We start from the raw sequence: 17732 nt of genomic DNA on the forward strand, positions 1-17732 counted from the left end.
GTCAAGCTTTACCATAGCTCAGAGGTACAAAAAATAACCTTAACGTACAATAATTTTCGATATCCAAACTGCCCCCTAATACATATTCTATGAATCAACATAACAAATATAAGCGTTACTGTTACAAGATTCATTAAAAACTGTGATGTAGATTAGTCTTTGTCTATACAAAACTACAAGTCTTTATCGCAGGATTTTTAGGAGAATACAAATGCAGGTTGTGGGTGTTTTCCTTTGTAGTCGCGATTTTTCTAATGGAACAGAGTTTTCAGACGCTTTTATGACCGTTTTGTCGGTGGGAAAATATACAGATAAGGCGCTGTTTATTGTTGCTAATGCCTCTGAACTCGCTGTTATTAAAGAACTTATTGGAAAGTGTAACGTTAGCTTTACCGCTAAAGAAAAAAAATCCTCATATTTTGATGATTATGAAATAATTTCACTCAAGGAATCGGTTCCTGAACAGCTCAGCGCGCTGATTTTTAGTGGCGGATTTGGAGTAGTTAGTCAGTTAACCACCTTCGAGCAAGATGGAAGCGATTACAAGATCGATGAACAACTGTTCACATTGGTGGATAAAATACATAAGAAACGTAAACCTATTGGCTTTGTCAGTCAGTCATCATTGTTAGCGCCGAAACTCTTTGATACATCAATAAGAGTTACCTTAGGAAAAGATGCCGATCGGGCGGAACTCCTTGATGCAATTGGTGCCGAGCCGGTTTTCTGTCCGGCGGATGATATTGTGGTCAATATGGAAATGCGGATTGTTAGCACTCCGGGGGGCTTGTCAGAAGATTCTGACACTCAAGCGGCTCTGGGGATTGATAAGTTGGTCAGATGTGTCATGGAATGGAGTGAATGAGGAAATCGTCTGGAATGGCTCTGTTTCGAGCCCCCTTAAAATGGTTAAAACGACTGGTAATTTTTGTTATCGGTGTATGGATTGCAGGCATCGTGCTGTTTTCCTTTTTGCCCGTTCCCTTTTCTGCTGTGATGGTCGAAAGGCAGATTTCGGCATGGCTGTCCGGGGATTTCGGCTATGTGTCACATTCTGACTGGGTACCGATGAGCGAAATATCGTCGCCAATGGCGCTAGCAGTCATGGCCGCAGAGGATCAGAAATTCCCTGAACACTGGGGTTTTGACGTCGATGCCATTCAATCCGTGCTCTCCAAAAGCGATCAGGAAAACGCCAGGATCCGTGGCGCATCGACGCTTTCTCAGCAAACTGCCAAAAATCTGTTTTTGTGGGATGGTCGCAGTTGGGTGCGCAAGGGGCTGGAAGCCGGTTTGACGGTAGGTATAGAAACCGTCTGGAGCAAACGCCGCATTCTCACCGTTTATCTGAATATTGTTGAGTTTGGCGACGGCGTGTTTGGCGTGGAAGAGGCGGCTCAGCACTTCTTCCATAAGCCTGCCAGCAGGCTGACAGCCTCACAGGCGGCGCTATTGGCCGCAGTGCTGCCTAACCCTCATCTGTTCAAGGTCAATGCGCCTTCGGCTTATGTGCTGCGCAGGCAGCAGTGGATTTTACGGCAGATGGGACAACTGGGCGGGGATGCTTTCTTGAAAGAGCATAACTTGCGTTAATCAGCAGTTAGCAAAGAAGAGACCTCTTCCGGCCCATCCCCCGTAAAAGAGAGGGGAGGGGCCGGGTAACACTTAGCGTTTCTTGAGTAGCAGATAGATACTGATAAACAGGAACAGCGCGCTCGGCAGGATAGCGCCAAGGATCGGCGGAATGCTGTACACCAAGCTTAATGGGCCGAAAATCTGGTCCATCACGTAGAACAGGAAGCCGAAGCAGATCCCCGTCACCACGCGCACGCCCATAGGCACGCTGCGCAGCGGCCCGAAGATGAACGACAGGGCCATCAACATCATTACCGCGACTGACAGTGGCGAGAAAATCTTACTCCACATATTGAGCTGATAACGCTTGGCCTCTTGCCCGCTCTGCTGCAGGTATTTCACATAGTTGTGCAAGCCGCTAATCGACAGCGCGTCAGGGTCTAAAGCCACCACGCCCAGCTTGTCTGGCGTCAGATTGGTTTTCCATTCGCCAGTCAGGGTTTGCGAGCCGGTGATCTGCTTGCCGTCGGTGAGGATAGACTCATCCACCTGCGACAGTTTCCAGGTGCCATTTTCAAATGACGCGGAAGAAGCATAGCGAACGGACTGCAGCTTATTGTTGTTATCGAAGTGGTAGATGTTCACGCCGGTGATTTCATTGTCACCCGCGACACGTTCGATAAAGATAAAGTCTTTGCCATCTTTCGCCCACAGGCCGCTCTGGGTGGAGAGCAACGAACCGCCGTACATTTGCTGTGCGCGGTAGTTTCTCGCCATCTGCTCGCCCTGCGGCGCCACCCATTCGCCGATTGCCATGGTTAGCAGGACCAGCGGAATGGCCGTCTTCATCACGGAAGAAGCAATTTGCATACGGGTGAAGCCCGAAGCCTGCATAACCACCAGTTCACTACGAGTTGCCAAGGTGCCCAAGCCCAACAGTGCGCCTAACAGGGCCGCCATCGGGAAGAAGATCTCGATATCTTTTGGCACGCTGAGCAGGGTATAGAGGCCCGCGCCCGCCGCAGAATAGCCACCCTGACCGACTTTACGCAGCTGGTCGACGAATTTGATGATGCCCGACAGCGACACCAGCATGAACAGCGTCATCATGATGGTGTTGAAGATCGTGCGGCCGATATAGCGGTCTAATACTCCAAACATCAGGCTCTCCCTCTCAAGCGCGCGCGAATCTTACGCATCGGCAACGTGTCCCACATGTTCAGCACCAGTGCTAATAAGAAGTAGGCGAGGTTGGTCACCCACATCCATATCATTGGGTCCAGTTTGTCTTTCGCACCGTTAGAGCGCAGAGAGCTTTGCAGCAGGAAGAAAATCAAATACAGCATGATGGCTGGCAGCATACTGAGCACGCGGCCCTGGCGCGGGTTGACCACGCTGAGTGGCACCACCAGTAACGCCATGATGAACACGGAAGCAACCAGCGTCAGACGCCAGTGGAATTCAGAACGCGCCTCGGGCAAATCTGAGTGCCACAGCTGTTGCATCGACATCTGGTCGGAATCGCTGGTGTCGAGCGCAACCGCCTGATGACCAATGACCGCCAGATAATTGACGAAATCAGTGATACGGAAGTCACGCAGCAGGGCGGTACCTTCGTAGCGCGTGCCTTGGTCCAGCGTCACCATCTGTGAGCCGTCCGGGCGCTGTTCCATATGGCCTTTATCCGCGACCACTACCGACGGGCGCTGATTGCCGTTCGGACGCAGCTGCGCCAGGAACACGTTGTGGAATTCTTTACCTTTCACGTTACCAACGAACAGCACGGCGTTACCGTCCTGAGCCTGTTGGAACTGGCCTTCGACCATGGCCGCCATGCTTGGGTTGGCTTTCGCTTCGGCTAACACTTCGTCTTGATGCTTGGATGACCAAGGGCTGACCCAGAAGGCGTTGATACCTGCAAAAACAGAGGTAAATAAAGCCAGACATAGCGCAGCAAGGATTAATGAACGTTTACCAAGGCCGCAGGCGTGCATAACAGTGATTTCACTGTCTGTATAAAGTTTGCCCAATGTCATCAATAAGCCGAGGAACAGACTTAAAGGCAAGATGAGCTGTGCCATTTCCGGCACGCCTAAGCCCAGCAGAGAAAGGACTAAATTTGTTGGGATATCGCCATCAACCGCCGCGCCCAGAACCCTGACTAACTTCTGACAAAAGAAGATCAGCAGCAGGATAAAGAGAATTGCGATTTGGCTCTTGAAGGTTTCCCTAACCAGATATCTAATGATGATCACGCTTAATACGCCTGTGATAACTTGTCTTTTTGCAGGAAAATCGATAGTTTCATCGCTAATCCGCCATTTATTCTCATCATATGGCAACCTTCACAGCTAAAATAGTATTACAACACCGAGAATTGGGGTGTCCTATAGGAACATGCTTATAGCCGCCAAAATAAAAACTAACGCCGTTCAGGTTAACACAGGTCGTTAACACAGTGACGGGAGATGTCTCCGGCCTATTCATTCTAGCCGCAGCCCCCGCCGTTGTCTTTAAGATTCAGGAGAGTGCATGGAGTTCAGTGTAAAAAGCGGTAGCCCGGAAAAACAGCGCAGTGCCTGTATTGTAGTCGGCGTTTTTGAACCTCGCCGCTTGTCACCTATTGCCGAACAGCTCGACAAAATCAGTGATGGCTACATCAGCGCCTTGCTCCGCCGTGGCGAACTCGAGGGTAAAGTCGGCCAAACTCTGCTGCTGCATCATGTTCCGAACATTCTTTCCGAACGCATCCTGTTGATCGGTTGCGGGAAAGAGCGCGAGCTTGATGAGCGCCAGTACAAACAGGTGATCCAAAAAACCATCAACACCCTGAACGATACAGGTTCGATGGAAGCCGTCTGTTTCCTGACCGAATTGCATGTCAAAGGGCGTAATACCTATTGGAAAGTGCGTCAGGCGGTCGAAACCTCCAAAGAGTCGCTTTACACCTTCGATCAGCTGAAAAGCAACAAAACCGAGCCGCGCCGTCCGCTGCGTAAGATGGTCTTCAACGTGCCAACGCGCCGCGAATTGACCAGCGGCGAGCGCGCTATTCAGCACGGTCTGGCCGTGGCGGCGGGTATCAAAGCTGCCAAAGACCTCAGCAACATGCCACCAAACATCTGTAACGCGGCTTACCTGGCTTCTCAGGCTCGCCAACTGGCAGATGCGTTTAGCACCAACATCACCACCCGCGTCATCGGCGAACAACAGATGAAAGAGCTGGGCATGAATGCCTATCTGGCGGTGGGACATGGTTCTAAAAACGAATCCTTGATGTCCGTGATGGAATATAAAGGCAATCCGAATCCAGACGCTAAGCCTATCGTGCTCGTCGGTAAAGGTTTGACCTTCGACTCCGGCGGTATCTCCATTAAGCCTGCGGCTGATATGGATGAGATGAAGTACGACATGTGTGGTGCCGCAGCAGTTTATGGTGCGATGCGCGTGGTGGCCGAACTCAACCTGCCGTTGAACGTGATTGGCGTGTTGGCGGGCTGTGAAAACATGCCGGGTGGTCAGGCATTCCGTCCGGGCGACATTCTGACCACGATGTCCGGCCAGACGGTAGAAGTGCTCAATACCGATGCCGAAGGCCGCCTGGTGTTGTGCGACGCCCTGACCTACGTCGAGCGTTTCGACCCTGAGCTGGTGATCGACGTGGCGACCCTGACCGGCGCATGCGTGATCGCATTGGGTCATCACATCACCGGTTTGCTGTCGAACCACAATCCGCTGGCCCATGAGCTGATTGGCGCGTCCGAGCAGTCGGGTGACCGCGCGTGGCGTTTGCCGCTGGCCGACGAGTATTACGAGCAGCTGGATTCCAACTTTGCTGATATGGCGAATATCGGTGGCCGTCCGGGTGGTGCTATCACCGCAGGCTGCTTCCTGTCGCGCTTTACCCGTAAATACAGCTGGGCCCATCTGGACATCGCCGGTACGGCATGGCGTTCAGGTAAGAACAAAGGCGCCACGGGCCGTCCTGTCGCTCTCCTGTCTCAGTTCTTGTTGAACCGCGCAGGGCTTGATGGCGACGATTGATCTCCCCATACACCCTAGCGATACCCAAAATCATTCGAGCTGTATCAAGGCGGCAACTGAATGAATCCCTGGGAGCTTACATCAAGTAAGTGACTAGGGTGAATGAAGGCAGCCAACGCAGAGACAGCTTGAAGGATGAAGGGGATCAGGTCGGTTAATTCCGGCCTGATTTATTTTGGTTAAATGCACTGGATAACTGATGAAACAAGCCACTTTTTTTCTGCTCGATACGCCCGATGGCGACACCGGCCTTAGCTCGCACGAAGCGCTGGCCTGTCAGATTGCCGCCGAACGCTGTCGCGCCGGGAAACGCGTTTTGCTGGCATGTGAAGATCAACAGCAGGCAGAACGTCTGGATGAAGCCTTATGGCAGCGCGACCCAAGCCAGTTCGTGCCGCACAATTTGGCCGGCGAAGGCCCAAAATTTGGTGCGCCGGTTGAGCTATGCTGGCCAGGAAAACGCGGTAACGCGCCGCGCGATCTCTTGATAAGCCTGCTGCCCCAGTTTGCAGATTTTGCTACTGCTTTCCATGAAGTGGTAGACTTCGTACCATACGAAGATTCCCTAAAACAGTTGGCGCGCGATCGCTATAAAGCGTATCGCAGCGTTGGCTTTACCTTGACCACGGCCACGCCGCCGTCTGTCACTACATCGACCGACTAAAAAAACGAAGCGAAATGGATAAGACATATAACCCGCAAGATATCGAGCAACCGCTTTACGAGCACTGGGAAGAACAGGGCTATTTCAAGCCGCATGGCGACACCAGTAAAGAAAGCTTTGCCATCATGATCCCGCCGCCGAACGTCACCGGTAGCTTGCACATGGGTCACGCTTTCCAGCAAACCATCATGGACGCCATGATCCGCTATCAGCGTATGCAGGGTAAAAACACGCTGTGGCAGGCGGGTACTGACCATGCGGGTATCGCAACGCAGATGGTGGTTGAACGCAAAATTGCTGCCGAAGAAGGTAAAACTCGCCACGACTACGGTCGCGATGCTTTCATCGACAAAATCTGGGAGTGGAAAGCCGAATCCGGTGGCACCATTACTCGCCAGATGCGCCGTCTGGGCGACTCCGTGGACTGGGAGCGCGAGCGCTTCACCATGGATGATGGCCTGTCTGACGCCGTGCGCGAAGTCTTTGTGCGCCTGTACAAAGAGGACCTGATTTACCGTGGCAAACGTCTGGTGAACTGGGACCCGAAACTGCGTACTGCAATCTCTGATCTGGAAGTTGAAAACCGCGAATCCAAAGGTTCCATGTGGCACCTGCGTTATCCGCTGGCTGACGGCGCGAAAACGGCCGAAGGTAACGACTATCTGGTGGTGGCGACGACGCGTCCGGAAACCATGCTGGGTGATACCGGCGTGGCCGTTAATCCAGAAGATCCGCGCTACAAAGATTTGATTGGCAAAGAGATTATTCTGCCGCTGGTTGGCCGTCGTATTCCTATCGTGGGTGATGAACACGCCGATATGGAAAAAGGCACCGGCTGCGTGAAAATCACGCCAGCCCACGACTTTAACGACTACGAAGTGGGTAAACGTCACGGCTTGCCGATGATCAACATCCTGACCTTCGATGGTGATGTTCGCCAGACAGCCGAAGTTTTCGACACTAACGGTGAAGAGAGCGACGCGTGCAGCAATGAGATCCCAGAAGCCTTCCGTGGCCTTGAGCGTTTTGCCGCGCGTAAAGCCGTAGTTGCTGCTTTCGACGAAGCTGGCCTGCTGGAAGAGATCAAACCTCACGACCTGACCGTGCCTTATGGCGATCGCGGTGGCGTGGTTATCGAGCCAATGCTGACCGACCAATGGTATGTGCGCACGGCCCCGCTGGCGAAAGTGGCGGTAGAAGCCGTTGAGCAGGGTGAGATCCAGTTCGTGCCTAAGCAGTACGAAAATATGTATTTCAGCTGGATGCGCGACATTCAGGACTGGTGTATTTCCCGTCAGCTGTGGTGGGGCCACCGTATCCCTGCGTGGTACGACGCGGAAGGTAACGTTTACGTTGGCCGCGACGAAGCTGAAGTGCGCAGCGAAAACAATCTGGGCGCAGACATTGTGCTGACCCAAGACGAAGACGTGCTCGACACCTGGTTCTCTTCTGGCCTGTGGACCTTCTCCACGCTGGGCTGGCCGAACCAGACTGCCGATCTGAAAGCTTTCCACCCGTCTAGCGTCGTGGTCAGCGGCTTCGACATCATCTTCTTCTGGATCGCGCGCATGATCATGATGACCATGCACTTCGTGAAAGATGAAAACGGCAAGCCGCAGGTTCCATTCCACACGGTCTACATGACCGGGCTTATCCGCGACGACGAAGGGCAGAAGATGTCTAAGTCGAAAGGTAACGTAATCGATCCATTGGATATGATTGACGGCATTTCGCTGGAAGACCTGCTGGAAAAACGTACCGGTAACATGATGCAGCCACAGCTGGCGGAGAAAATCCGCAAGCGCACCGAGAAGCAGTTCCCGAACGGCATCGAGCCGCACGGTACTGATGCCCTGCGCTTCACACTGGCCGCGCTGGCTTCAACCGGCCGTGATATCAACTGGGACATGAAGCGTCTCGAGGGTTATCGCAACTTCTGTAATAAGCTGTGGAACGCTAGCCGCTTCGTGCTGATGAACACAGAAGATCAAGATTGCGGCTTGAACGGCGGCGAGCTTGAGCTGTCTCTGGCAGACCGTTGGATCCTGGCTGAATACAACCGCACAGTGAAAGCTTACCGTGACGCAATGGACGGCTACCGCTTCGACTTAGCGGCCAGCATTCTGTATGAATTCACCTGGAACCAGTTCTGCGACTGGTATCTGGAACTCACCAAGCCGGTAATGAATGGCGGCAGCGAAGCACAGCTGCGCGGCACCCGTCATACGCTGGTTGAAGTGCTGGAAGGCCTGCTGCGCCTGGCGCATCCGATCATTCCATTCATTACAGAAACCATCTGGCAGCGCGTTAAAACGCTGAAAGGCATCACAGCTGAAACTATCATGCTGCAACCTTTCCCGGAGTATGACGCGGCTAAGGCTGACGAAAGCGCGCTGGCCGACCTCGAGTGGATCAAGCAGGCTATCATCGCTATCCGTAACGTTCGCGCCGAGATGAACCTCTCTCCGGGCAAACCTCTGGAGCTGCTGCTGCGCGGAGCAAGTGCAGATGCACAGCGTCGCGTTGAGCAGAACCTGAACTTCATCTCCTCGCTGGCACGTCTTGAGTCCATCACCGTGCTGCCTGCGGGCGATAAAGGCCCGATTTCTATGACCAAGCTGGTGGACGGCGCTGAGTTGCTGATCCCAATGGCCGGTCTTATCGACAAAGCCGCTGAGCTGGCGCGTTTGGATAAAGAGATGGCGAAGATTGACGGCGAAATCGCGTCAATCGAAGGCAAGCTCTCCAACGAAGGCTTCGTGGCTCGTGCTCCAGAAGCGGTTGTTGCTAAAGAGCGTGAACGCCTGGTTGCCTGTGGCGAAGCCAAAGTTAAGCTGGCTGAGCAGAAAGCGACTATCGCCGCGCTGTAAGACATCGTGTCTAAGTGATGTTATGCAAAAGGCCGCTCACGCGGCCTTTTTTGTTGCAGCGGCGCAAGCTAAATTTATTGCGTATTTTAAAACGGCATCCGTGGCCCCGGCGTTGCATCATTGCGCGGTTAGGTGGTATTAATTCGGACTGATTGTGTTTTTATCATCATATTGAGTGAGTCTTATGTCTACCGCCACACCCCTCAACTTGCAGGTGCGTCTGATACGTCCTGAAGACAATGCCGCTATTGCGAATGTTATCCGCCAAGTCTCTGCCGAATTCGGCCTGACCGCCGACAAAGGCTATACGGTGGCGGATCCCAACCTTGACCATTTATATGAAAATTACAGCCAACCGCGCTGCGCATATTGGGTGGTGGAGCTGGATGGGCAGATCGCGGGCGGCGGCGGGGTCGCACCTCTACAGGGCGCAGAAGATGATTTGTGTGAATTACAGAAAATGTATTTCCACTCGGCATTGCGCGGGAAAGGTTTAGCCAAGAAATTAGCCTTACAGGCATTAGATTTTGCCCGCACCCAAGGCTTTGCACGCTGCTATTTAGAAACCACCGGCAGCCTGACGCAGGCCGTGGCTTTATATGAGCACTTAGGTTTTGTGCATATTGACGGACCATTAGGCAATACAGGTCATACTGATTGTGAAGTTACCATGCTTAAACTGCTATAATCAGGCACGATTAAGTTTGGATCGGCTAACTTTGGCACAGGCATCAGTATGTTCACTTATAAAGAAATTTCGACGCTGAACGAATTAGAATTGATGGTGTATAACACCATCATTAAAAACACGGATAAAGTCATGTATATGACTATCCGTGAACTCGCTGATGCTGCGGGCGTTTCAACCACCACCGTGCTGCGTTTTTGCAAGAAAATGAATTGCGACGGATATTCAGAATTCCGTATTCGCTTTAAGTTATATCTTGAACGTGATGAAAAGCCGCCGGTCTCTTTCGGTATTAGTGAGATTATTAGTTACTTTAAAAGTATTAATAATAGCGAGTTTGATGAGTTATTAGGTAAAGCCGCTGCGCAAATTGCTTCCACCCGCAGAATTATATTTGTGGGCATTGGCACGTCGGGCGCTTTGGGTAAATATAGCGCGCGCTTTTTTTCTAATATTGGTAAGTTCAGCACTTATATTGATGACCCTTATTACCCAATTAATAGCGATATGTATCAGGATGCCATCGCGATTATTTTCTCGGTTTCTGGCGAGACAGAAGAGATCATCCGCATTGCCAGCCAGTTCAGTTTGCAGAATTGCAAAATTATTAGCCTGACCAACAGCGAAAGCTCCACGCTGGCCCGCATGGCGGACCTCAACATCTCTTACCACATGCCACCAATTCTGCTCGAAGGCCACTACAATATTACGACGCAGATCCCAGTTTTGTATATTATCGAAACTATCGGCAAAAAACTGCCGCCGCTAATTAATGAAAATATTATCAGGCGCCCTAAATAAAACAGGGTGTTTTAAATATGTAACATCTACCAAATAACCCGCTTTGTTATATCGTGACTTCAAATTCTTTTTTGTTAAACTCCCGTCCGAAGTATAAAAATAATAATCTCACCTCTCGTGCCAAAAGTTATACCCGCAGTGATTGACGTTTCAGCTAGGCAGCCAAAGCGCCAAATACCACGGGTATTAGGAGAACAATAATGGCGATTGATTACGCTCAAACTGCTCAGGAAGTCGTAAAATATATTGGCGGCGATAATAATGTGATTAGCGTCACACATTGCGCAACCCGATTACGCTTTATTTTGAAAGATAATAGCATCGTCGATAAAGAGGAATTAAAACGCGTTAAAGGCGTTATTACCGTTATCGAAGCGGGCGGGCAGATGCAGGTGGTGATCGGCAACCACGTCAGCGATGCTTATAAACAGGTTCTGCGACTGATCACCGTTGACGAAAATGCCCCGGTCTCCGCGCCGAATGTTGGCATTGTCAGCCGGGTGATGGACGTCATTTCGAGTATTTTCACGCCATTCCTTTACCAACTCGCGGCCTGCGGTATTTTACAGGGGATCATCTCCTTCCTGGCCGCCGTCGGCATTATGGACTCCAGCAGCGGCACTTACCGCATCCTGAACTTTGTGTCGTGGACGGCATTCACCTTCCTGCCAGTGATGATCGCCTTTACGGCGGCTAAAAAATTCAACGTTCATCCATTCACCGCTGTTATCACCGCCTGTGCGCTGATCAGCCCTGACTACATGAACATGGTGACGGCGTTCAAAATCACTACTATCAACTCTGCGGACCCTGCGATGCAGCAATTGATGCGTGAAGCCGTTAGCAACCCGGAAATCGCCAATGCTCTGACCAATCTCGTGGGCATTCCGCTCTCCGCGCCGACGCTGGACTTCCTCGGCATTCCGGTGAAATACCTCAGCTACACCGCGTCAGTTATCCCCATCATTCTGATGGTTTGGGCGATGTCCTACGTTGAGCGTTTCTTCAATAAAATCCTGCCAGTGGTGATCCGCAACCTGTTCACCCCGATGTTCTGTATCGCGATTATGGTGCCGATGACCCTGCTGGTGTTTGGCCCGATTGGCAACCTGATTGGCGGCGCGATCGGTGGCGTTTATAACTACCTGTATCATCTCAGCCCGACCGTGGCAGGCTTCGTGGTGGGTGCCTTCTGGCAGCCGTTAGTCACCCTTGGCGTTCACTGGGGCATTACGCCGGTTACCGTCGGCAACTACGCGACCTTGGGTTATGACACCTTCACTGGCCTGCAGGCTTCTGCGGTATTCGCTATGACCGGCACCATGTTCGGCGTTTACCTGAAAACCCGTAGCCGTGAAATGAAAGGTATTTCACTGTCAGCGGGCGTAACCGGGCTGTTTGGGATCACCGAACCGGCTATCTATGGTGTGGCGCTGCGCCTGAAAAAACCTTTCCTGTGCAGCTGTGCTGCGGGCGGGATTGGCGGCGCGATTGCAGGCTCATTCAATGCCGTTTCATGGAGTTACTGCCTGCCGGGCATCGCGGTGCTGCCGGTGTTCTTCAAAGAAGGCCACATGCCGCAGTTCCTCGGCTTCCTGCTTTCTATCACCGTGGCGTTCGTGCTCGGCGCGCTGTTCACCTATCTGGTCGGCTTTAAAGATGAAGTGGAAAGCCAACCGAAAAGCAGTGCTAAAGCGACTGACGCGACGGCGCCACAGGCCCAGTTGAATCAGGCTTAATCAGTATTTTGTAGATTGGGCGGGAGCTTCCCGCCCTGAATAAGGGAGAATTTGTATGAGTAGCAGCCAGCAATTACCGAAAGATTTTTTATGGGGCGGTGCCGTAGCCGCGCATCAGGTTGAAGGTGGCTGGGATAAGGGCGGTAAAGGCGTAAGTATCGCCGATGTGCTTTCCGGTGGCTCGCACGGCGTGGATCGCGTGAGAACCGATGGCGTGCTTGAAGGTTATCGCTATCCGAACCATGAAGCCGTCGATTTTTACTCGCACTATAAAGAAGACATCGCGCTATTTGCTGAGATGGGCTTCAAATGCTTCCGCACCTCGATTGCCTGGACCCGCATCTTCCCCAATGGTGATGAGGCCCAGCCAAACGAAGCTGGCCTGCAATTCTACGACGACATGTTTGACGAGCTGCTCAAGCACGGCATCGAGCCGGTGATCACCCTGTCTCACTTCGAGATGCCGTGGCATCTCGTAAAAGAGTACGGCGGCTGGAAAAACCGCAAAGTGGTGGATTTCTTTGTGAAGTTCAGTGAAGTGGTGCTGGAGCGTTATAAGCACAAAGTGAAGTACTGGATGACCTTCAACGAGATCAACAACCAGCGCAACTGGAAGTACCCGCTGTTCGGCTATTGCTGCTCCGGCGTAGTGTTCACCGAACACGAAAACCCGGAAGAGACCATGTATCAGGTGCTACACCACCAGTTCGTGGCCAGTGCCAAAGTGGTGAAGCTCGGTCATGCCATCAACCCTGACTTCCAGATTGGCTGCATGGTGGCCATGGTGCCGCTGTATCCATTCTCCTGCCATCCGGACGACGTGATGTACGCGGTGGAGTCCATGCGCGAGCGCTTCCTGTTTGGCGATGTGCACATGCGCGGCTACTACCCGTCCTACATTCTTAAAGAGTGGGAGCGTCGCGGCTTTAACATCAAGATGGAAGAGGGCGACGAACAAGCCCTGCGCGAAGGCTGCGCGGATTACATGGGGCTGAGCTATTACATGAGTAACGCGGTGTCGGCGCATAACCCGAGCGATGACAACGGCCTGTCTGGCTTTGCCGGCAGCGTGCCGAACCCGCACGTCAAGGCGTCCGACTGGGGCTGGCAGATTGACCCAGTGGGCCTGCGCTACTCGCTGAGCGTGCTGTACGAGCGTTACCAGAAGCCACTGTTCATCGTCGAAAACGGCTTTGGCGCCATCGATAAGGCTTCTCCAGACGGCATGATCCACGATGATTACCGTATCGCCTACCTGAAAGCACATATTGAGCAGATGAAGAAAGCGGTGTTCGAAGACGGCGTTGACCTGATGGGCTACACCCCTTGGGGCTGCATCGACTGCGTGTCCTTCACCACCGGCGAGTACAGCAAGCGCTACGGTTTTATCCACGTCGATAAAAACGATGACGGCAGCGGAACCATGGCGCGTTCGCGCAAGCAGAGCTTTGACTGGTATAAGAAAGTGATTAGCAGCAATGGCGAAGTGCTTTAAGGCAAGTTTTGTAGCAAATTGTTGAAAGTCAAAAAGAATTCAGGCCCGTTAAGGGCCTGAATGTTATGAGCGAAATGATTTACTTCACGTAGGTAAAGGCAGTGGTGACGTGTTTCACACCACTCACACCGGCTGCAATGCTCGCCGCCGATTTCCCCTCTTCCTGAGTCACCAGACCCAACAAGAAGACTTCGCCGTTTTCAGTGGTCACTTTCACATTGGAAGATTTCACCGAGTCGCTGGTCAGGATCTGCGAACGGACTTTGGTGGTGATCCACGTGTCCATCGATGCAGTGCCCATAGAGACAGGCTTGCCGGTACGAATCTCGTTGTAGACTTCGCTCGCGCCGTCAACACCCATGGTGATTTGCTTCGCGCGCGCGGCCATATCTGGCGTTGGCGTCTGGCCGGTTAGCAAGACTTTGCCCTGATAGGCGGTCGCCACAATGCGAGCTTCATCTTTAAGCTGTTTATCTTTGCTAATGGCGTTAGACACGCGAGCTTCCAGCGTGCCGTCATCCACCTGAGTACCCACGGTACGTGGATCGGTGGTGGTTTTCGTTGCCACGCCCGCGACGCCAACAACGGCGGCCGCTACGCAGCCTTGTAATAGTAGGGCGCTTAACAATACTGCAAAGAGAGGACTCGCCTTCATTGGATCTCCTTAATCGTCCTGGTGAGGGAACAGCGTGTTATCAATCAGGTCACAGAGGCAGTTCACTGTGAGCATATGCATTTCCTGAATACGTGCGCTGCGATGGGACGGAATACGGATCTCAACATCGTGAGGCCCTAATAGACCGGCCAACTCACCGCCGTCATACCCTGTCAGTGCGACGATGGTCATGTCGCGGGTCACTGCTGCTTCAACCGCTTTGACAATATCACGGCTGTTACCGCGGGTGGAAATAGCCAGTAAAACGTCTCCAGCCTGCCCCAGCGCGCGAACCTGTTTGGCGTAGATTTCTTCATGCAGGCGATCGTTAGCGATAGCCGTCAGCACGATGTTATCCGCACATAGTGAGATTGCGGGTAAGCTTGGACGTTCAGTTTCAAAGCGATTAATTAGGCTGGCTGAAAAATGCTGGGCATTCGCAGCAGAAGTACCATTACCGCAGCACAGTATCTTGTTACCGTTAAGCAGTGATTGCACCAGCGTCATTGCTGCGCGGGAAATCGCATCGGGCAGGGCTTCTGCGGCGGCAATCTGGGTTTGAATACTTTCAGTAAAGCAGGCTTTGATTCTATCCAGCACGTGATTTAGTCCAGTCAGTAAAATGTCGGCTGCGCTATGGCAGGCGTCAGTCTCAAAACAATCTTAATCCGCATTGAATGCATCACGCAGCCATTCTATCTGGCTACCCGTGATGGCTAAAACATCAAAACGGCAAGATGATGTGTCAAAGCTCGCATTTCTTAGTGCAAGCCAAAAAGAGGCGGCTTGTAATAAACGCCGCTGTTTTTGATGCGTCACGCTGGCCGCGGCTCCGCCAAATAAGGCGTTGCGACGGTAGCGCACCTCAACAAACACGATGGTTTGCTGGTCGCGCATGATTAGGTCAATTTCACCCTGTCGGCAAGCCACGTTGGCCTCGACGAAAATTAACCCGGCTTTTTCGAGATAACGCCGGGCGAAGACTTCATAGTCTGCGCCACGTTCGCGCGTTGTCGCGTTTTTTCCTAACATCTATACATCCTTGTACTTAAAAAACGGGGTAAATCCGATACCCCGTTCACGCTTTCAGCTTTGTCTTAAGCCTATGATTTAAGAAGAAACCGGCACCAGCGCGCCTTTACTGTACTGCAACCACGGCATTTTGCGATGGATCACGCAGTTTTGATTCGCACTCAGCTGGCCGGTTTTGCCACTAATCTGGAAGCCCGGGATCTGGCGCATTTGTGAGAAGTGGTTTGCCAAGTCCCATGCGTCGATACCCATTGCGTAGAGGCGCACCAGCGAGTAGTCATTTTTGAACTGACCGGTAGCCTGCTGCATCAACGCCGGGTTGGTGCCCGCCAGCAGAGGAATATCGCTGAACTGCACGCCTTCCATCTCCAGACGGTAATCCGGGCCTGCACCTGCCTGATAGCTGCGCGAACTGGCGTAGACAGATGGCTTATTGCGGCCGCTGACCGCCAAATCAATCATCGGCTTAATCAGCGTCAGCTCGTCCTGCGTCGCCACGATATACACCGAATCTACATTACCCGATGCGCCGCCGCCGGTGGCCTGAGTGATCTGGTCATCGGTTGGTGGTGCCGGGATGGTGATGCCGCCAATGGTCACGCCTTGAGGCGCGGTCGCCGCCGCTTGCGCGCTGCTCGACACCGGCGTGCCGGTCAGACGAATGCCGCTGCGGATGGTGGATTTCAGTTCTGCATAAGAGCCAAGGCCCTGTTTCAGCACCGTTTGTCCACCCTGTTTCTGCCACTCATCGGCAAAAGCCTGAGCGATACGGTCGCCGAAGTTACCACGTGGCACCAGCAGCAGCGGAGCCTGACGATGCTGTTGCCACATGTGGCGCGCGGCATCCTGAGCTTCGTCTTCCGGAGAGAGCGCAAAGTAACAGATATTCGGGCTGCTTTTCTCAGTTTCTGGCTGATTCAGCGCTAAAACGTTTAATGGCGTTTGATCTGCCCCCAAACCGTTGACCTGATCCTTCAGCAATGGGCCGACGACGATAGTCGCGCCATCTTGCTGAGCCTGCGCGAGCAAGGCTGGGATTGGCTGGGTGCTGGTGTCATACACTTTCACCTGAGCACTTGGGTTAGCCGGCGTGGTTGGCTGTGGGGTAGCCGGAGCTGCAGCAGTAGTGGCTGCCTGCTGCTCTTGATCCGCGCCGTCCTGCTGGGCAGAAGGGCTAACGGCGGCATTCGGGTCAACCGGAGCTGAGGCTGGTGCCGCGTTTGGATCTGCTGCTGGCTGCTGCTGCGCCGCAGGCTGAGCAGAAGGTAATCCGTTCATCGCCGCGTTGAAGCCTTGCTGAATGGCATTACCATACACCTGCGCCGCGCCGCTCATCGGCAGGAACAGGGCAATCTTCTCCGTAGAAGAAGGTTGGAAGTTCAACACGCTGTTTAACTGAGTCGGCAGGCTCTTAGCCGCCGGGTTCACCGGATAGCGGCGCTGCCAGTCTTTAATACCGGCTTTCAGCAGGTCAGGGTCTTGCTTGTTGCTCTGCCAGACGCTGAGCAGGTCGAGCCAGCCTTGCAGGGTGTTTTCATTCGCATTGATGGTGATGTTGCTAACGTCCTGCGGCGTCATCTGAGTCAGCGCGGCCCAGGTGGCGTCAATGTTGTTCTGATGAGGTTTACCCTGTAACAGCGGCTCCTGAGCGATATAGGCACGCAGCAGGCCGAGGCTGGTGCGGCCTTGGCTGGCGTCGATTTGCGCCTGATAGAAACGCGCCTGCTGGTCGCTGTTGAGGTTGGATGGATCGATTTTGCTCAGCGTGGTGGCCGCCGCTGGGTAATTCTGCTGTGCGACCTGCACTTCGGCGCTAACCAATTGCTGCTCCTGCGCCTGCACGGCGGTCAGGTTTTGCGGCAATTTGGCCAGCTGATCGGCTGCCTGAGGCACTTTGCCTTCGCGCAACAGGGCACGAACTGCAAGTAATTGCCAGTCAGCCTTGGTATCATCACCGCTTTGCTGGGCTTGCTGTAGATAATAGTCTGAGCTGCCCGTCGCTTTCGCCTGAACTGTTTCAGTCGGCGCTTGCGGTGCCTGGCTCGAACAACTGGCGAGAAGCATCGCCACGATAACGGCAGGGATCAAACGTCCCGTGCGGGTACGAAAAGTAGTTGAGGAAGGCATTCAGTTTCCAGTGATGTTTTTTTCAAGATGCTCAATATTAAA

The 17732-nt window shown here is 52.9% G+C and carries 15 protein-coding genes; 9 read left to right on the forward strand and 6 right to left on the reverse strand.

The features are described 5' to 3' along the window. Positions 1-211: 211 nt before the first annotated feature. A complete protein-coding gene (locus tag SBO83_RS10765; protein ID WP_396131505.1) occupies positions 212-865 on the forward strand; it encodes a hypothetical protein in 654 nt (217 codons plus the stop codon). Further along, positions 862-1593 (forward strand): monofunctional biosynthetic peptidoglycan transglycosylase, encoded by a 732-nt coding sequence (gene mtgA, locus SBO83_RS10770; RefSeq protein ID WP_396131506.1) that lies wholly within the window; start codon positions 862-864, stop codon positions 1591-1593. Before SBO83_RS10765 ends, mtgA begins: the two co-directional genes overlap by 4 nt. Before the next feature lie 72 nt (positions 1594-1665). Here the strand turns inward: mtgA and lptG are convergent, their stop codons facing one another. After that, on the reverse strand, positions 1666-2736 hold the full coding sequence (lptG, locus tag SBO83_RS10775) for an LPS export ABC transporter permease LptG (protein ID WP_034786737.1): 1071 nt from the start codon (positions 2734-2736) through the stop codon (positions 1666-1668). Further along, positions 2736-3830, reverse strand: coding sequence for an LPS export ABC transporter permease LptF (gene lptF, locus SBO83_RS10780; RefSeq protein WP_353500787.1), 1095 nt, complete (start codon positions 3828-3830; stop codon positions 2736-2738). The genes lptG and lptF overlap by 1 nt, the downstream gene beginning before the upstream one ends. A 277-nt stretch (positions 3831-4107) precedes the next feature. Between lptF and pepA the strand changes: the two genes are divergently transcribed. The 7 genes from pepA to SBO83_RS10815 all read left to right on the forward strand — a co-directional run bounded on the left by pepA (position 4108) and on the right by SBO83_RS10815 (position 13876). After that, complete coding sequence (gene pepA / locus SBO83_RS10785) at positions 4108-5619, forward strand: leucyl aminopeptidase (RefSeq protein ID WP_353500788.1); 1512 nt, start codon at positions 4108-4110, stop codon at positions 5617-5619. Between the two features lie 199 nt (positions 5620-5818). Then, positions 5819-6283 carry a DNA polymerase III subunit chi gene (locus tag SBO83_RS10790; protein ID WP_034786742.1) on the forward strand — a complete coding sequence of 155 codons (465 nt, stop codon included), beginning with the start codon at positions 5819-5821 and terminating at the stop codon, positions 6281-6283. Between the two features lie 14 nt (positions 6284-6297). Then, a complete protein-coding gene (locus SBO83_RS10795) occupies positions 6298-9153 on the forward strand; it encodes a valine--tRNA ligase (RefSeq protein ID WP_396131507.1) in 2856 nt (951 codons plus the stop codon). A gap of 184 nt (positions 9154-9337) precedes the next feature. Next, entirely contained in the window at positions 9338-9841 is a 504-nt protein-coding gene (locus tag SBO83_RS10800) for a GNAT family N-acetyltransferase (protein WP_353500790.1), read from the forward strand. A gap of 48 nt (positions 9842-9889) precedes the next feature. Further along, positions 9890-10642 (forward strand): SIS domain-containing protein, encoded by a 753-nt coding sequence (locus SBO83_RS10805; RefSeq protein ID WP_396131508.1) that lies wholly within the window; start codon positions 9890-9892, stop codon positions 10640-10642. Between the two features lie 200 nt (positions 10643-10842). Further along, positions 10843-12381, forward strand: coding sequence for a PTS transporter subunit EIIC (locus SBO83_RS10810; protein ID WP_396131509.1), 1539 nt, complete (start codon positions 10843-10845; stop codon positions 12379-12381). A gap of 55 nt (positions 12382-12436) precedes the next feature. Continuing rightward, a complete protein-coding gene (locus SBO83_RS10815) occupies positions 12437-13876 on the forward strand; it encodes a 6-phospho-beta-glucosidase (RefSeq protein ID WP_396131510.1) in 1440 nt (479 codons plus the stop codon). 79 nt (positions 13877-13955) lie between these two features. Here SBO83_RS10815 and dolP read toward each other — a convergent pair whose 3' ends face one another. From dolP to SBO83_RS10835, 4 genes are all read right to left on the reverse strand, one after another. Then, the gene (gene dolP, locus SBO83_RS10820; protein ID WP_034786754.1) at positions 13956-14531 is read right to left on the reverse strand and encodes a division/outer membrane stress-associated lipid-binding lipoprotein; all 576 of its coding nucleotides are present in this window, start codon (positions 14529-14531) and stop codon (positions 13956-13958) included. A 9-nt stretch (positions 14532-14540) separates the two neighbouring features. Continuing rightward, positions 14541-15131, reverse strand: a complete 591-nt coding sequence (gene diaA, locus SBO83_RS10825; protein WP_034786756.1) for a DnaA initiator-associating protein DiaA — start codon at positions 15129-15131, stop codon at positions 14541-14543. 63 nt (positions 15132-15194) lie between these two features. Beyond that, the gene (locus SBO83_RS10830) at positions 15195-15563 is read right to left on the reverse strand and encodes a YraN family protein (protein ID WP_396131511.1); all 369 of its coding nucleotides are present in this window, start codon (positions 15561-15563) and stop codon (positions 15195-15197) included. 78 nt (positions 15564-15641) lie between these two features. After that, the gene (locus SBO83_RS10835) at positions 15642-17690 is read right to left on the reverse strand and encodes a penicillin-binding protein activator (protein WP_396131512.1); all 2049 of its coding nucleotides are present in this window, start codon (positions 17688-17690) and stop codon (positions 15642-15644) included. Positions 17691-17732 lie beyond the last annotated feature (42 nt).

Origin of the sequence: Ewingella allii (assembly GCF_044430645.1) — a bacterium.
GTDB lineage: Bacteria > Pseudomonadota > Gammaproteobacteria > Enterobacterales > Enterobacteriaceae > Ewingella > Ewingella allii.

Excerpts from the sequence above, each read along its gene's own strand:
- SBO83_RS10765 (WP_396131505.1), top strand. The coding sequence starts at position 212 with ATGCAGGTTGTGGGTGTTTTCCTTTGTAGTCGCGATTTTTCTAATGGA.
- mtgA (WP_396131506.1), top strand. The coding sequence starts at position 862 with ATGAGGAAATCGTCTGGAATGGCTCTGTTTCGAGCCCCCTTAAAATGG.
- lptG (WP_034786737.1), bottom strand. The coding sequence starts at position 2,736 with ATGTTTGGAGTATTAGACCGCTATATCGGCCGCACGATCTTCAACACC.
- pepA (WP_353500788.1), top strand. The coding sequence starts at position 4,108 with ATGGAGTTCAGTGTAAAAAGCGGTAGCCCGGAAAAACAGCGCAGTGCC.
- SBO83_RS10790 (WP_034786742.1), top strand. The coding sequence starts at position 5,819 with ATGAAACAAGCCACTTTTTTTCTGCTCGATACGCCCGATGGCGACACC.
- SBO83_RS10795 (WP_396131507.1), top strand. The coding sequence starts at position 6,298 with ATGGATAAGACATATAACCCGCAAGATATCGAGCAACCGCTTTACGAG.
- SBO83_RS10800 (WP_353500790.1), top strand. The coding sequence starts at position 9,338 with ATGTCTACCGCCACACCCCTCAACTTGCAGGTGCGTCTGATACGTCCT.
- SBO83_RS10805 (WP_396131508.1), top strand. The coding sequence starts at position 9,890 with ATGTTCACTTATAAAGAAATTTCGACGCTGAACGAATTAGAATTGATG.
- SBO83_RS10810 (WP_396131509.1), top strand. The coding sequence starts at position 10,843 with ATGGCGATTGATTACGCTCAAACTGCTCAGGAAGTCGTAAAATATATT.
- SBO83_RS10815 (WP_396131510.1), top strand. The coding sequence starts at position 12,437 with ATGAGTAGCAGCCAGCAATTACCGAAAGATTTTTTATGGGGCGGTGCC.
- dolP (WP_034786754.1), bottom strand. The coding sequence starts at position 14,531 with ATGAAGGCGAGTCCTCTCTTTGCAGTATTGTTAAGCGCCCTACTATTA.
- SBO83_RS10830 (WP_396131511.1), bottom strand. The coding sequence starts at position 15,563 with ATGTTAGGAAAAAACGCGACAACGCGCGAACGTGGCGCAGACTATGAA.
- SBO83_RS10835 (WP_396131512.1), bottom strand. The coding sequence starts at position 17,690 with ATGCCTTCCTCAACTACTTTTCGTACCCGCACGGGACGTTTGATCCCT.